Source organism: Bacillus sp. JZ105, from assembly GCF_053903125.1.
Genome location: NZ_CP096387.1, coordinates 2,906,860 through 2,922,201 on the forward strand (window position 1 = coordinate 2,906,860; position 15,342 = coordinate 2,922,201).

Below are 15,342 nucleotides of genomic sequence, written 5' to 3' on the forward strand. Positions count from 1 at the left end.
CAGGAGGTTTGATTGCGATGCATTCAACACATCCACCCCATTTAATTTTATTTGACGGTGTCTGCAACGTGTGCAGCGGCGCTGTTCAGTTTGTGATTAAGCGCGATCCGAATGAACGGATGATGTTCGCTTCCTTACAATCAGATACAGGACAGCGTATTTTAAAGGAAAATGGTTTGCCTTTAGATGAGTTCAATTCATTCATTTATATTGAAAAAGGGACCCTTTATACGAAATCAACAGGCATTTTAAAAGCTGCGCGGCATTTAAAAGGAATCTACAGATGGAGCTTTTTACTCCTTGCCATACCTCGCCCAATCCGTGATTGGTTTTATCAGCTGATGGCAAAAAATCGCTACAAATGGTTTGGTCAAAAAACATCTTGTATGATGCCTACACCCGATATTCAAAAGCGGTTTCTTTCATAAAAAAAGCATCCTCAATCATTGGAGGATGCTTTCTTTGTCTGCTTACGAAGGCAGACTTGCCATCACACTGTTATAAAGCTTAATAAATAAGTACAAAATACCGATCAAAAACGTCGCCCAAAACAGCAGAATAAACATCATAAACCCAATCAAATTCAGCATAGAAAGCGATTGATAAATGCGAACCACAACCCAGATAAAATAGACAAGACTTGCTAATGCAAAAAGTCCGACAAGCAGAATGAGCTGCTGCGTCAACAGAAATGCTAGCAGGCTGGCAAATAAATAAACAACGGATGCAATCCGAATTTTCTTTAAGTTCTCCCCTTCAGGGTCCTTAGCGAAAAAGAGCAGCGCCAGCTCTAATATCGTATCTGCAATCAGTTTTAAGGCAGATAAGATCATAAAATAAACAAGTGCAAATGCGGCAAAGAGAGCAAGACGAATGCCCTGTTCAGAGAAAAATTCCAGCATTCCTTTTAAAATACCTGCTTGAGTCAAGAAATCAGTCGTGATACCTACTGTGTAAATCGAAAAAGCAGAGCTGAATAGTAAAATTGAAATCAGCGGAAAATATCCAGTCAAATATGTATTTTTCATAAATAGATCCTTTCTCATAAGCTCACATTTATTATGGCTCACTTAAAACGGATTGACAAGATGCTTTCAAAGTAAACTGACAGCAAAATCAAATTTATGTTTTGCACGTACATTCCTTCACAAACTTACATTTTCCCGTTAAAGTATTACTGTTACGAAAAAATCGTACGTTAGGGGTATACTCGTGAAAAAAACTTTAAGACTGCAAACTCGGCTGACGATCTTTGTGTGCATCGTTGTCCTGATCTCCCTTTGTATCACATTCTTTACGATATGGTCGGAAACAGCCAAGAACATTCATCAGCAGGAACGTGACATTGCTCTCTCTACTGCCAAAATGGTCGCAGAGGCACCGATCACCGCACAATCATTAGAAGATCATTCATATTCCGCATTACGAAAATATACAACAAGTGTTCAGCAAATCACCAAAACCGAATTCGTTGTCGTCATGGATATGAACGGTATCCGTAAAACACACCCAAATCCGCAGAAGATTGGAAAGCGGTTTGCCGGCGGTGATGAAAAAGCAGCATTACAGGGAAAAGAACATATTAGTACGGCTTCTGGAACACTCGGCAGATCCATGCGTGCTTTTGTTCCTGTTTATGATCAAAACGGAAAACAGCTCGGGGCTGTGGCCGTAGGGATTACGTTAAAGGAAATTGACTTGATTATTCATCAAAGTTTACTTCCGCTCTACTTCGTCACATCACTCAGCCTTCTATCTGGCATCATCGGAGCACTCATTGTGGCAAGAAAAGTGAAGAAGATTATGTTTGGACTTGAGCCGGATGAGATCGCCACATTGTTAAAAGAACGAAGTGCCATGCTAGAATCAACAAAAGAAGGGATTCTTGCCGTCGATCAGCACGGTAAAATCAAACTGGCCAATGCAGAAGCCAAACGGCTCTTTCATAATATGGGCATTATGGTTGATCCTAGAGAACAAGATGTGCAAACTCTCCTCCCTTCAAGCGGTTTAAAACAGGTCATTGAAACACGCAAGCCGCTGCTTGATCGTGACGTGAGAATGAATGGACTGGAGCTCGTCTTTAACGAAGTGCCAATTACGGTAAAAGGGGAAATTGTCGGAGCCATCGCCACCTTCCGTGACAAAACAGAAGTGAAACATCTGGCTGAACAGCTTAGCGGGGTCAAAATGTATGCGAATGCGCTCCGTGCCCAGTCACATGAATTTATGAACAAGCTGCATGTCATTTTAGGATTGGTTCAGCTCAAAAACTACGATGACCTTGGCACCTATATCAAAGATATTGCGATCTATCAGCAAACGGAAACAAATGAAATCATCAACCATGTGAAAAACTCCGTTTTAGCAGGATTTTTACTAGGAAAACAAAGCTATATCAGGGAACAAGGCGCTGCCTTGGAGGTTATTTGCAGCACACAAGTGCCAAATACGGAGGACCCGGCAGTGACGCATGATCTCATTACCGTGATTGGCAACTTATTAAATAATGCACTCGATGCTGTTTCACATACTGAAACGAAAAACATCTCGATCTCCTTCAGATACGTCCATGAGCAGCTTCACATTGAAATCACGGACACAGGTGTTGGTCTCACGAAAGAAGAACAAGACATCATGTTTGATCAAGGCTTTTCAACTAAAGGAGAAGACCGAGGATTTGGACTTTACTTCGTTGACCAAAGCATCAAGAAATTGAACGGACATATGATTGTCACGAGTGAAAAAGGAGAAGGAACGACCTTTAGTCTCCGCATTCCGTATAAACAAAAGGAGGATTCACATGATTAATGTGTTAATAGTAGAAGATGATCCAATGGTTGGGGAGCTGAACAAACGCTACCTGACCCAAATCGACGGCTTTGAGTTAAAGGGGATAGCCACCTCGTTTCAGCAGGCACTTGAAGTGTTAAAAACAGAAGTCATTCACCTCGTACTGCTCGATATTTATATGCCTGGACAAAATGGACTGGCATTACTAACAGAAATTCGCCAGCAAAATCATGCCGTTGATGTCATTGTCATTTCGGCTGCAAATGAAGTCGATGTTGTACAGCAAACGATGCGAAACGGAGCAGTTGATTATTTAATTAAGCCGTTTGAGTTCGAACGATTCCAATCAGCACTGGCAGAGTATAAACGGAAACACACCCTGTATCAATCCATGAACAGCATTTCGCAAAATGATTTAGATGCGAAGCTTTTTCATAAAAAAGCAGAGGCGGAAAAAGTCCTCCTGCCAAAAGGACTGACCAAAAGCACACTGAAACTCATCTGGACAAGCATTCAATCATTTGGCCAGCAGGCTTTCACAACCGAAGACCTAGCCAATCATACAGAAATCTCTCAAGTCTCCATTAGAAAATACTTGAAATTCCTTGAGGATATCGAAGTGGTGGATGTTGAAATGGCATATGGGACAATAGGACGTCCTGTTTTCCAATATAAACTGAACACGAGCAATATGAATTTGATTCAGCAATATCTTTAAAATACGACATCTGACCTTTCACAAAGGCCAGATGTTTTTTTATGGCATACGATGTAACAAACCCCTTGATATCAGTGGTTCTGCTGTAGTGGAGCACATCACAAAAGCGGCATTATATCATATTTCAGCAGATAAAAAGACATCAAATAAAGCCATTTAACATTTTTTTTAAAATAAAACAAATTTCTATTTATTTATTCGATCGGAAATGATAAATTATGATTGATTAGTTCAACGAGATATAAGTCTGATGTCTTACATCTTCTCTCCTGCCCTCCATAAGCTTCATGAAAAAGCAGGATAAAATACCCTCTTCAGAAGGGTGAGAAGAGATAGATCGGTCTTTTTTCGCGAGACTTTTCTGAAACTTTTAAATTTTATAGGGGGTTATGTTTTGAAGAAGCGCAAAATTGGACTAGCATTGTCCTTAGTCGTAGCAGCAGGAACCATCCTTGGAGCATGCGGCAACTCTGGCTCAAACAGCGGTGAAAGCAAAAAAGATAAAGATCAATTCACTGTTGCAATGGTAACTGATGTCGGTGGTGTCGATGACAAATCGTTTAACCAATCAGCTTGGGAAGGTTTACAAGCATTTGGGAAAGACAACAATCTAAAAAAAGGTAAAAACGGCTTTGATTACTTACAATCTAAATCAGATGCTGACTATACAACAAACTTAAACACACTTGCTCGTGAGAAATTCGACCTGATTTACGGAATTGGTTTCTTAATGGAAGATGCTATTTCTGAAATTGCGGATCAACGTAAGAAAAACCACTTTGCGATCGTTGATGCAGTCGTGAAAAAAGACAACGTAGCCAGCATTGTGTTTAACGAAAACGAAGGATCATTCCTTGTGGGTGTTGCGGCTGCTCTTTCTACAAAATCAAACAAAATTGGATTCGTCGGCGGCGTTGATTCTGAATTAGTCAGAAAATTCGAAGTTGGCTTCCGCGCAGGTGTTGAAGCAGCGAACCCGAAAGCAAAAGTTGAAGTGAAATATGCCGGTGCATTCGATAAGGCTGACATCGGGAAAGCAACAGCTGAAAGCATGTACAAATCTGGCGTCGACATCATCTATCATGCTGCTGGCGGCACTGGAACTGGTGTCTTCACAGAAGCGAAAAACCTGAAAAAAGCAGATCCTAACCGTAAAGTTTGGGTTATCGGTGTAGATAAAGACCAGTATGACGAAGGAAAAGTACCTGGAACAAAACAAAGTGTCACCCTTACTTCTATGGTTAAGAAAGTAGACACAGCGGTACAAGACTTAACAACGAAAGCAAAAGAAGGCAAGTTCCCTGGCGGCGAAGTGATCACATACGGTCTGAAAGAAGGCGCTCTTGACATCTCTCCATCTAAGGAAAACCTTGATAAAGATGTATTAAAGAAAGTGGAAGAATGGAAACAAAAAATCATCAAGGGTGAAATTAAAATCCCTGCAACACGTGATGAATTAAAAGATTTTAAAGCTTAATTTGAGCATCGGGATAAGCGCGCCTTATCCCCTTGCCTCTCCTTTACCTCCTCTTTATTCGTAAAAGGTGGTAAAAGAAAAGCTGCAGCCTCGTTTTGCAGCTTTTCTTTTGCTAGTTTTTATCTTCATCAGCACCCTAAAAAAGGAGCGGTTAAACCTGTGGATTATGTCATTGAAATGTTGAATATACGCAAAGAATTCCCTGGCATTGTAGCAAACGACAACATTACGCTGCAGCTAAAAAAGGGCGAAATTCATGCGCTGCTTGGTGAAAACGGCGCTGGAAAATCGACGCTCATGAACGTGCTTTTCGGCCTGTACCAGCCTGAAAAAGGTGAAATCAAGGTACACGGAAAACCTGTGACCATCTCTAGTCCAAATGATGCTAGTGATTTAGGCATCGGAATGGTGCATCAGCACTTTATGCTTGTCGATACCTTCACTGTCGCTGAAAACATCATTTTAGGTAAAGAGCCAAAGAAGTTTGGAAAGATTGACAAAGAACAAGCCATACAGCAAGTACAAGAACTTTCTGACCGCTATGGGTTGAAAATAGATCCTGCCGCCAAAGTATCTGACATCTCTGTCGGCATGCAGCAGCGTGCAGAAATCTTAAAAACACTTTACCGCGGCGCTGACATTTTGATCTTCGACGAACCAACGGCCGTTTTAACACCTCAAGAAATCAAAGAACTCATACAAATTATGAAAAACTTAATCAATGAAGGCAAATCCATTATTTTAATCACCCATAAGCTGAAAGAAATTATGGATGCCTGTCATCGCGTGACCATTATCCGAAAAGGCCATGGCATTCGTACACTTGATGTGGAAAGCACAAATAAAGACGAACTTGCAAGCCTCATGGTTGGCCGTGAAGTGTCATTTAAAACAGATAAAAAAGCGGCTTCTCCTGGTGAGGAAGTTCTTCAAATTCAAGACCTCACAGTAAAAGACGCCAGAGGAATTGAAGCGGTCAAACAGTTGAACCTCTCAGTGAAGGCTGGCGAAATTGTCGGAATTGCTGGGGTAGACGGCAATGGTCAGTCTGAATTAATTGAAGCCATTACCGGTTTAAAAAAATCAGAATCTGGCACGATCATGCTAAACGGGAAAGCCATTCAAAATCTCCCGCCTCGTAAAGTGACCGAATCTGGGATTGGACATATTCCTCAGGATCGTCATAAACATGGACTTGTACTCGATTTCTCAATTGGAGAAAACATTTCCTTACAAACGTATTATCAGCGTCCTTATTCAAAATTCGGCTTATTGAATATGAAAAATATTTATCAAAAAGCAAAACGAATCATTGCGGAATATGACGTCAGAACACCGAGTGAATATACAGAAGCGCGCGCGCTGTCAGGCGGTAACCAGCAAAAAGCCATTATCGGCCGTGAAGTTGACCGCAATCCTGATTTGTTAATTGCCGCTCAGCCGACACGAGGACTTGATGTTGGTGCGATTGAATTTGTTCATAAACGCCTAATCGAGCAAAGAGATGCAGGCAAAGCTGTTTTGCTCATCTCCTTTGAGCTTGATGAAATTATCAATGTCAGTGATAAGATCGCTGTTATTTTCGAAGGCAGCATTGTCGCCATTGTTGATCCAAAAGAAACAACAGAGCAAGAGCTTGGTCTATTAATGGCTGGAAGTACGCAACAGGAAGTGGGGAAAGAAGCAAATGTCTAATCGCTTAACAAATCTGCTGATTCCGCTTATAGCCATTGTACTTGGTCTTTTGGTTGGGGCCATTATTATGATGGCAAGCGGTTATAGTGTCATCGAAGGCTATAGCGCCCTTTGGAATGGCGTTTTCGGTGAAACCTATTATATGGGAGAAACCATCAGGCAAGTGACACCTTATATTTTATCAGGTCTTGCTGTTGCCTTTGCATTTCGGACAGGCCTGTTTAATATCGGTGTAGAAGGTCAAATGCTTGTTGGCTGGATAGCTGCTGTATGGATTGGAACAACTGTCCATGCACCTATGTATATTCATCTGCCGCTTGCAATCATCACCGCAGCTGCTGCAGGTGCTTTATGGGGCTTTATTCCCGGTTTTCTAAAAGCTCGTTTTTATGTGCATGAGGTCATCGTTACTATCATGATGAACTACATTGCCCTTCATGTCACAAACTATTTAATCTCAAATGTCTTAACAGATCATAAAGATAAAACAGATAAAATCGATGCCACTGCGTCGCTCCGCTCTGGATTTTTTGAGCAGATCACTGATTTTTCCCGAATGCATAACGGTATTTTTATTGCCGTTATTGCTGCGGTTGTGATGTGGATCATTATTCAAAAAACGTCTAAAGGGTTTGAATTACGAGCAGTTGGGATGAACCAGCAGGCATCACATTATGCTGGTATGAACGTTCGCCGCAATATCATTTATGCGATGCTCATTTCAGGTGCTTTTGCAGGTCTTGCAGGCGCTATGGAAGGCCTTGGTACATTTGAATATGCCTCTATTAAAGGCTCGTTTACAGGCGTAGGTTTTGATGGAATTGCCGTCGCTTTATTAGGTGGAAATACGGCTGTTGGTGTTGTCCTTGCTGCATTATTGCTTGGTGGATTGAAGGTCGGTGCCTTAAATATGCCGCTTGAATCTGGCGTACCGACTGAGGTTGTTGATATTGTCATTGCGATCATCATTCTTTTCGTCGCCTCAAGCTATATTATCCGTCTTGTGATTCAACAAATGAAGAAAAAGGGGGGAAAATAAGTGGGATTTCTGCAAATACTTGAAATCATCGTCCCAGCTACACTTGTTTATGCTGCACCACTTATTTTAACCGCTCTTGGAGGCGTCTTTTCAGAAAGATCAGGTGTTGTTAATATCGGTCTTGAAGGGTTGATGGTCGTCGGAGCATTTTCCAGTATTATCTTTAACTTATTTTTTGCTGATACGTTTGGAGCCTTGACCCCGTGGCTTGGACTTCTCGTCGGAATGGCCGTTGGCGGATTGTTCTCACTGATTCATGCGGCAGCAACCATTACCTTCCGAGCTGATCAAACGGTCAGTGGTGTGGCGATTAATATGCTTGCACTTGGCGCTACTTTGTTTGTCGTCAAACTGATTTATGGAAAAGCACAAACTGATAAAATTACAGAGCCTTTCTATAAAGGAGATATCCCCCTTTTAAGTGACATTCCGATCATTGGTGATATTTTCTTTAAAGATGTTTATTATACGTCTATACTCGCCTTAGCTCTTGCAGTTGTTGCTTGGTTTGTTTTATTTAAAATGCCGTTTGGCCTTCGTCTTCGTGCAGTCGGAGAGCATCCAATGGCAGCTGATACAATGGGAATCAAAGTGTACCGGATGCGTTATATCGCTGTTTTCATTAGCGGACTGTTTGGCGGTCTTGGCGGAGCTGTTTATGCCTCAACGATCGCGCTTGATTTCTCACATGCCACCATTACTGGACAAGGCTTCATCGCACTAGCTGCGCTTGTATTCGGTAAATGGCATCCATTTGGCGCAATGGGCGCTGCTTTATTCTTTGGATTTGCTCAAAGTTTAAGCATCATTGGCTCTCTTCTGCCGCTGTTCCAAGATATACCGAATGTGTATATGCTCATAGCACCATATGTGCTCACCATTTTAGCACTTACTGGCTTCATCGGACGTGCCGATGCACCGAAAGCACTTGGTACGCCTTATCTAAAAGGAAAACGATAAATACGTATGATCAATCCCCTGAAGGACAAACTACCTTCAGGGGATTTTTGTATGATAAAAAACTTAAAAACCCCTGTTTATTTTACTTTTATTACACTTATTTTAGTTTAATAAATAGAAGAGTGTCATTGAATCTTCTACAATTGAGACAAATAGCATGTGGGGGTGTTTATGTGGCTAATGCACAACAATTGAAATCGATTACAGACGATTCTGACAATAATAAAAGCGTTTTCCGTAAGATCATGTCTTGGAAAATTGGTGTTATTGATCTACCTGTGTATTTAGTACTTGCAGCGATTATTTTAACTGCCGCTTATTTCAATAAAATTCCAGCAAATATGCTTGGTGGTTTCGCTGTTATTATGATTTTGGGGATTTTCCTTGGAGATGTAGGACAACGTATTCCAATCTTAAAAGATATTGGTGGACCGGCGATTCTTTCTTTATTCGTACCATCGTTCCTGGTCTTTTTTAATGTTCTAAATCCGAACTCATTGGAAGCGGTTACGTCTCTTATGAAAACGTCGAACTTCCTTTACTTCTATATTTCTGCTCTTGTAGTAGGTAGTATTCTTGGGATGCAGAGAACTGTTTTAGTACAAGGCCTTATTCGTATGTTTGTTCCTCTCGTTGCAGGGACAATTGCAGCTGTGAGTGCTGGTATCCTGGTTGGCCTTTTAGTTGGTTACACACCGCATCATTCATTCTTCTTTATTATTGTACCGATTATTGCCGGTGGTGTTGGAGAAGGGATTTTGCCATTATCTATTGCTTATTCACAAATTCTTGATGTATCAGCAGAGTCATTAATTTCTCAATTAATTCCTGCGGCTGTCATTGGGAACGTCATTGCCATTATCTGTGCTGGCGCATTGAAGAAGCTTGGTGAGAAACGTCCTGAACTGAACGGGAATGGCCGTCTTGTGAAATCTAAAGAAGCAAACGAAATTTTCGAGCAGCCAGATTTGGATGCAAAAATTGATTTCGGGTTAATGGGTGCTGGTGTACTCGTTGCTTGTACAACCTTCATCTTTGGCGGTTTGTTAGAAAGCTTTGTTCATATTCCAGGTCCAATCTTAATGATTGTTCTTGCCGCTTTAATCAAATACTTAAACGTGATGCCTCAGCATCTACAAAACGGCTCACAGCAGTTCTACAAGTTTGTCTCTAAAAGCTTTACATGGCCGCTGATGGTCGGTCTTGGTATTCTATACATTCCACTTGATGATGTAGCAACTGTCATCTCCATTCCATTCGTATGCGTATGTATCGCTGTTGTACTCGCAATGGTTGGTTCTGGTTACTTCGTTGGAAAACTAATGAACATGTATCCAGTAGAATCTGCTATTGTCACTGGCTGTCACAGCGGACTTGGCGGTACTGGTGACGTTGCCATTCTTTCAGCTTCTGGAAGAATGGGTCTTATGCCTTTCGCACAAGTATCTACACGACTTGGCGGAGCAGCAACAGTCATCTGTGCAACGATCTTACTCAGAATGTTTAGTTAAACATTCACACATAAAAAGCATGGGCTCTCACATGGACCCATGCTTTTTTTATATTTCTTTTCTCCTATAGGATTTTATTCATCAGCTAATACAATTCGTAAATATTCCCTGGGCTGAAAAGGATACAGCTTGGTTTCTTGATAGCTCATGTGAAGAAGATGCTCAGAAAACAGCGGCCATTCACTCCCGGCCTGCCACCTTTTTTGATCATTTCGGTCAATCAAGAATGCTCCTCCTAAAATCGTGCAGAATAGGCTTAAGCTGATGGCGATCTTTCGTTTCATTTGATCAGCTCCTTTAAGAAAAGCATGTACGAAAAACAAAACAATATACAATGAGTATCATTTTTGATAAAATTATTTTTGTGGTCAAAAGAACCTAAAACAAATACAGTTTACTTGAAATCGTTTCAAACCAATGCACTATGGCTGTATTTACGCTATAATTTTAATTACCAGTTCTTTAGAACGTGAATTTATATTGATCAAAGGAGGTTCATTTTCTTGCAGCTTATTCACTTCGCCATCCTATCACCTTTTTTACTCGCTTTTGTTGTACCTTTCCTTTACAAATATGTGAGGCGTATACATACAGGATGGTTTGTTCTCATCTTGCCGATTCTTTTATTTACCTATTTCATCCAAATGTTACACATCACTTCGAATGGACGAACGCTGTTCTCACAGGCTGAATGGATTCCATCTTTAGGGATGAATTTCACTGTGTATGTCGATGGTCTCAGCCTGTTATTTGCTTTATTAATTACAGGTATCGGCTCACTAGTGGTGCTGTACAGTATTTTCTACTTATCAAAGGAAAAAGAACAGCTTGGCTCTTTCTACACGTATTTGCTCATGTTTATGACCGCGATGCTGGGTGTCGTTCTTTCTGACAACATGGTGGTTTTATACTTGTTTTGGGAGTTAACGAGTATCTCTTCCTTCCTCTTAATTGGGTATTGGTATAAGCGGGAGCGCTCTAGGTATGGAGCAACGAAATCACTGCTTATTACTGTTTTTGGCGGATTAGCTATGCTTGGTGGCTTCATCCTCATTTACCTGATTACTGATTCATTCAGTATTCGTGAAGCAGTCAATCAGCTTCAGCTCATTATGGCATCACCTTACTTTATCCCTGCCATGATCCTAATCTTACTAGGTGCCTTTACGAAATCAGCGCAGTTTCCATTCTATATCTGGCTGCCTGATGCAATGGAAGCACCGACCCCTGTGAGCAGTTATCTGCATTCCGCTACGATGGTGAAAGCCGGTATTTATCTTGTTGCCCGCTTCAGCCCAATCTTTGCTATATCAGAGGTATGGTTCTGGACCATTTCCATCGTGGGACTTGTCACATTATTCTGGGGATCATTCCATGCCGTCCGGCAAAACGATTTGAAAGCCATTCTGGCCTATTCGACAGTGAGTCAGCTCGGCATGATTATGCTCATGCTTGGCGTCGGCGCAGCGGCGATTCATGAAAACAATCCTGCCTTTTTTGGCGCAGCCGTTCTTGCAGCTATTTTTCACCTCATTAACCATGCTACGTTTAAAGGCAGTCTCTTTATGGCAGCTGGTATTATCGATCATGAAACAGGAACTCGTGACATTCGGAAATTAGGCGGATTAATGACGATCATGCCGATTACCTTCACAATCACGTTAATCGGAACATTTTCAATGGCCGGATTACCGCCATTTAACGGTTTCTTAAGTAAAGAGCTATTTTTCACAAGTATGATACGGATTTCTGACATCAGCTTTACGGACGTTTCAACATGGGATGCAATCTTCCCAGCACTCGCTTGGCTCGCTAGTGTCTTTACGTTCATTTATAGTATGATGCTCCTCTTTAAAACTTTTAGAGGCCGTCTGAATATAGACCAATTGGAGAAAAAACCGCATGAAGCACCGATCGGCATGCTCATTCCGCCCATCATTCTAGCTGCACTTGTGGTCACCTTCTTCTTTTTCCCTAATATTCTTGCCTATTCTGTCATTGAACCCGCAATTGCGGCGATCATTCCTGAAGCGATTGAAACAGGAAGCCGTTTTTCTGTGAAAATTGAAGCATGGCATGGCTTCCAGCCAGAACTCTATATGACAATAGGTGTTGTTGTACTCGGCACAATCGGCTACTTGACGCTTTCAAAATGGCGTCCAATGTACAACATCTTTAAGGAAAAGTGGTCATTTAACGCTTTATACGACCGCTCTCTTATCGGTTTGGAAAAAGGTTCATACCGCCTGACAAATAGTTATATGACTGGTTTTCTTCGTGACTATCTTGTCTATGTGTTTGGGTTCATGATTATTGTCATTGGCGGCGTGATGTTTTATCAGCAGGCCTTTTCATTTCAAACAGATCAGGCTGCCTCAATTGGCACGTATGAGGTGATTCTTTCACTTGTGATGGTGGCGGCGACGATTGCCACAGTATTCGCAAGTTCACGATTAACAGCTATTATTGCACTAGGTGTCATGGGCTACACGCTGTCATTATTCTTCGTGATTTTCAGAGCACCTGACCTTGCGCTGACGCAGCTGATTATTGAAACGATTTCTGTCGCCCTGTTTTTGCTTTGCTTCTATCATTTGCCGAAGCTGAGCTTAAAGCAAAAAACAAGAAGATTCAAAATGACCAATTTCATCATTTCATTAGGCGTTGGGGTTGTTGTCACTTGTCTAGCTTTCGCTTCCACAAGTCAGCAGTCACTTGACACCATCTCAACTTACTTTATTGAAAACAGCTACAAACTTGCTGGCGGTGACAATATTGTCAATGTCATTCTTGTAGATTTCAGGGGCTTTGATACCCTTTTTGAAATCACCGTGCTCGCCATTGCGGCACTTGGTATTTATGGGTTATTAAAAACACAAGCAAAACGGAAGAGAGGTGTACGGCGATGAGAAAGATTGATACGAATGATATGCTTTTGCAAGTCACAACAAAAATCACAGCATTCATCATCTTGCTTTTCTCCCTTCACCTATTTCTTGCGGGACATAACAATCCTGGCGGCGGATTCATAGGCGGCCTAATGAGTGCTGCAGCTGTCGTTCTTCTGCTTTTAGCCTATGATCTGAAGACAGTAAGACGCATCTTGCCATTTGACTTTATTTATGTAACTGGAGCCGGTTTGCTCGTTGCGATCCTGACAGGTATGGGATCCTTTCTATTCGGTGCACCTTTTCTATCCCATGCATTTGATTATTTCCAATTACCGTTTTTAGGGAAAACAGAGCTGGCGACAGCCGTCCTGTTTGATATCGGTGTATATTTGGTTGTTGTCGGTGTCACCATGACCATTATTCAAATGATTGGAGAGAAGGAATAATGGAATTTCTAATGTCTATTATCGTCGGAATTATTTTTATGGCGGCGACCTATTTGATGCTGTCAAAAAGCCTTCTGCGGGTTATCGTCGGTACTGCTGTTTTGAGTCACGGCGTCCACTTGCTTCTTTTAACAATGGGCGGCTTAAAAAAGGGAGCGCCTCCAGTTTTAAAAGAGGGGCTCACCTCCTATGTGGATCCATTGCCACAAGCATTAATTTTAACAGCCATTGTCATTGCTTTTGGTGTGACATCCTTATTACTTGTCATGGCCTTCCGTGCCTTCCAAGAGCTGCGAACAGATGACATGGATCAAATGAGAGGAAATGATCAGCATGAATAATCTCGTGATCCTGCCTATTTTAATTCCATTACTAGCTGCTACACTATTGATCTTTATGAATAAAAACATCATGCTGTCAAGAGTCTTTAGTGTCTTGGCATCTCTTTCAGCCATTATATGTAATGCATATTTGGTTCAAACGATTTTCACAAAAGGGATACAAACCCTTTATTTGGGCGGCTGGAAAGCACCATTTGGGATTGCCCTTGTGGCCGATCAATTTGCTGCACTCCTTGTGCTGACCGCTTCTGTTGTCGGGCTTGTGACAGTCCTCTTCTCCTTTCAAACGATTGGGAAAGAAAGAGAGCGGCTCTTCTATTATTCTGGCGTACAGTTTTTGTTAGCTGGTGTGAGCGGAGCCTTTTTAACGGGAGATATTTTCAACCTGTTTGTATTCTTTGAATTACTGCTGATGGCTTCTTATATGCTCATTGTATTAGGCGGATCAAAGCCTCAGCTTCGTGAATCACTCAAATATATTGTGTTTAATATCATCTCGTCGGCATTATTTATCGTCGGAGTCGCCTGTTTATATGCAGTGACGGGTACGCTTAATATGGCTGATTTAAGTGTGAAAATAGCTGAATCAGGGCAAACAGGGTTAATCACTGTTATTTCCATCCTGTTCCTCATTGTATTCGGCTTAAAAGCTGGGATCTTCCCGCTTTATTTCTGGCTGCCAGGATCGTATCACGCGCCGCCAGCAGCGATTTCAGCTCTATTTGGGGCTTTGCTGACAAAGGTTGGCTTATATGCGATTGCCAGAGTCTTTACATTAATTTTTATACACGATACAGGCTTCACCCATACACTCATGGCGTGGCTTGCCGCACTGACGGTGATATTCGGTGTGATAGGCTCGATCGCCTATTCTGATGTGCAGAAGATCGTGATTTATAACATTGTCACAGCTGTTGGGGTCATTTTGTTTGGATTTGCAGCCAACACACCTGCATCACTCCAAGGTGCCATTTATTATCTCATTCACGATATGGTGATCAAAGGGGCTTTATTTATGCTGGCAGGTGCCCTCTTTGTGTATGCTGGTACAAATCAACTGAAAAAAATGGGCGGACTGATTCAATCCCAGCCTCTATTAGGATGGATGTTTTTCATATCGGCTTTATCACTTGCAGGAATTCCGCCGCTGAGTGGCTTTGTTGGAAAACTAAAAATTGTGGAAGGTGGATTTTCTGCTGGATACATGACGTTTTCTATCCTGGTCTTACTGTCCAGTCTTCTTGTCCTCTACTCTATTATGAAGATTTTTATGTCCGCATTTTGGGGCGAGGAACAGGATATGCGAAGAAGAAAACCGTCGATTAAAGGAATGGTGTACCCTGGTGTACTGCTTGTCGTCTTATCGCTTGCCATTGGGTTAGGAACAGAGTTCATTGCCCCTTATATCAATCAAGCAGCGGAAATGCTCTCTACACCAGAAAAATATATTCAAGCTGTGCTGAAGGAGTAG

Annotated in this window: 14 protein-coding genes; 12 read left to right on the forward strand and 2 right to left on the reverse strand. The window is 41.7% G+C overall.

Translation table 11 applies throughout. The features are described 5' to 3' along the window. Positions 1-17: 17 nt before the first annotated feature. Entirely contained in the window at positions 18-428 is a 411-nt protein-coding gene (locus M1D81_RS15055; protein ID WP_024425932.1) for a thiol-disulfide oxidoreductase DCC family protein, read from the forward strand. A gap of 42 nt (positions 429-470) precedes the next feature. Here the strand turns inward: M1D81_RS15055 and M1D81_RS15060 are convergent, their stop codons facing one another. Next, positions 471-1,028, reverse strand: a complete 558-nt coding sequence (locus M1D81_RS15060) for a YufK family protein (protein WP_456266479.1) — start codon at positions 1,026-1,028, stop codon at positions 471-473. Between the two features lie 184 nt (positions 1,029-1,212). Between M1D81_RS15060 and malK the strand changes: the two genes are divergently transcribed. The 7 genes from malK (at position 1,213) to M1D81_RS15095 (ending at position 10,193) form a co-directional block, all read left to right on the forward strand. After that, positions 1,213-2,811 carry a malate sensor histidine kinase MalK gene (gene malK, locus M1D81_RS15065; protein ID WP_286098710.1) on the forward strand — a complete coding sequence of 533 codons (1,599 nt, stop codon included), beginning with the start codon at positions 1,213-1,215 and terminating at the stop codon, positions 2,809-2,811. Continuing rightward, on the forward strand, positions 2,804-3,511 hold the full coding sequence (locus M1D81_RS15070) for a response regulator (protein WP_456266478.1): 708 nt from the start codon (positions 2,804-2,806) through the stop codon (positions 3,509-3,511). The genes malK and M1D81_RS15070 overlap by 8 nt, the downstream gene beginning before the upstream one ends. A gap of 394 nt (positions 3,512-3,905) precedes the next feature. Then, positions 3,906-4,988, forward strand: a complete 1,083-nt coding sequence (locus M1D81_RS15075; RefSeq protein ID WP_234107340.1) for a BMP family lipoprotein — start codon at positions 3,906-3,908, stop codon at positions 4,986-4,988. 159 nt (positions 4,989-5,147) lie between these two features. After that, positions 5,148-6,683 carry an ABC transporter ATP-binding protein gene (locus M1D81_RS15080; RefSeq protein ID WP_456266477.1) on the forward strand — a complete coding sequence of 512 codons (1,536 nt, stop codon included), beginning with the start codon at positions 5,148-5,150 and terminating at the stop codon, positions 6,681-6,683. After that, the gene (locus M1D81_RS15085) at positions 6,676-7,722 is read left to right on the forward strand and encodes an ABC transporter permease (protein WP_456266476.1); all 1,047 of its coding nucleotides are present in this window, start codon (positions 6,676-6,678) and stop codon (positions 7,720-7,722) included. Before M1D81_RS15080 ends, M1D81_RS15085 begins: the two co-directional genes overlap by 8 nt. Continuing rightward, entirely contained in the window at positions 7,723-8,682 is a 960-nt protein-coding gene (locus M1D81_RS15090; protein WP_456266475.1) for an ABC transporter permease, read from the forward strand. Positions 8,683-8,855: 173 nt separating this feature from the next. After that, positions 8,856-10,193: a 2-hydroxycarboxylate transporter family protein gene (locus M1D81_RS15095; protein ID WP_456266474.1), complete on the forward strand. Its 1,338-nt coding sequence runs from the start codon at positions 8,856-8,858 to the stop codon at positions 10,191-10,193. Positions 10,194-10,267: 74 nt separating this feature from the next. On the opposite strand, the gene M1D81_RS15100 is transcribed toward M1D81_RS15095, so the two are convergent. Next, a complete protein-coding gene (locus M1D81_RS15100; RefSeq protein WP_024423313.1) occupies positions 10,268-10,477 on the reverse strand; it encodes a hypothetical protein in 210 nt (69 codons plus the stop codon). A 219-nt stretch (positions 10,478-10,696) separates the two neighbouring features. Here M1D81_RS15100 and M1D81_RS15105 point away from each other — a divergent pair, with 219 nt between their 5' ends. From M1D81_RS15105 to M1D81_RS15120, 4 genes are read left to right on the forward strand one after another with little or no spacing between them, the layout of a single operon-like run. After that, positions 10,697-13,102, forward strand: coding sequence for a Na+/H+ antiporter subunit A (locus M1D81_RS15105; RefSeq protein ID WP_456266473.1), 2,406 nt, complete (start codon positions 10,697-10,699; stop codon positions 13,100-13,102). Continuing rightward, positions 13,099-13,530 (forward strand): Na(+)/H(+) antiporter subunit B, encoded by a 432-nt coding sequence (locus tag M1D81_RS15110; protein WP_024423315.1) that lies wholly within the window; start codon positions 13,099-13,101, stop codon positions 13,528-13,530. Before M1D81_RS15105 ends, M1D81_RS15110 begins: the two co-directional genes overlap by 4 nt. Beyond that, the gene (locus tag M1D81_RS15115) at positions 13,530-13,871 is read left to right on the forward strand and encodes a Na(+)/H(+) antiporter subunit C (RefSeq protein ID WP_024423316.1); all 342 of its coding nucleotides are present in this window, start codon (positions 13,530-13,532) and stop codon (positions 13,869-13,871) included. The genes M1D81_RS15110 and M1D81_RS15115 overlap by 1 nt, the downstream gene beginning before the upstream one ends. After that, positions 13,864-15,342, forward strand: coding sequence for a Na+/H+ antiporter subunit D (locus M1D81_RS15120; protein ID WP_456266472.1), 1,479 nt, complete (start codon positions 13,864-13,866; stop codon positions 15,340-15,342). The genes M1D81_RS15115 and M1D81_RS15120 overlap by 8 nt, the downstream gene beginning before the upstream one ends.

Coding starts and splice junctions, on each gene's coding strand:
- M1D81_RS15055 (WP_024425932.1), top strand. CDS start 18: ATGCATTCAACACATCCACCCCATTTAATTTTATTTGACGGTGTCTGC.
- M1D81_RS15060 (WP_456266479.1), bottom strand. CDS start 1,028: ATGAAAAATACATATTTGACTGGATATTTTCCGCTGATTTCAATTTTA.
- M1D81_RS15070 (WP_456266478.1), top strand. CDS start 2,804: ATGATTAATGTGTTAATAGTAGAAGATGATCCAATGGTTGGGGAGCTG.
- M1D81_RS15085 (WP_456266476.1), top strand. CDS start 6,676: ATGTCTAATCGCTTAACAAATCTGCTGATTCCGCTTATAGCCATTGTA.
- M1D81_RS15100 (WP_024423313.1), bottom strand. CDS start 10,477: ATGAAACGAAAGATCGCCATCAGCTTAAGCCTATTCTGCACGATTTTA.
- M1D81_RS15110 (WP_024423315.1), top strand. CDS start 13,099: ATGAGAAAGATTGATACGAATGATATGCTTTTGCAAGTCACAACAAAA.
- M1D81_RS15115 (WP_024423316.1), top strand. CDS start 13,530: ATGGAATTTCTAATGTCTATTATCGTCGGAATTATTTTTATGGCGGCG.
- M1D81_RS15120 (WP_456266472.1), top strand. CDS start 13,864: ATGAATAATCTCGTGATCCTGCCTATTTTAATTCCATTACTAGCTGCT.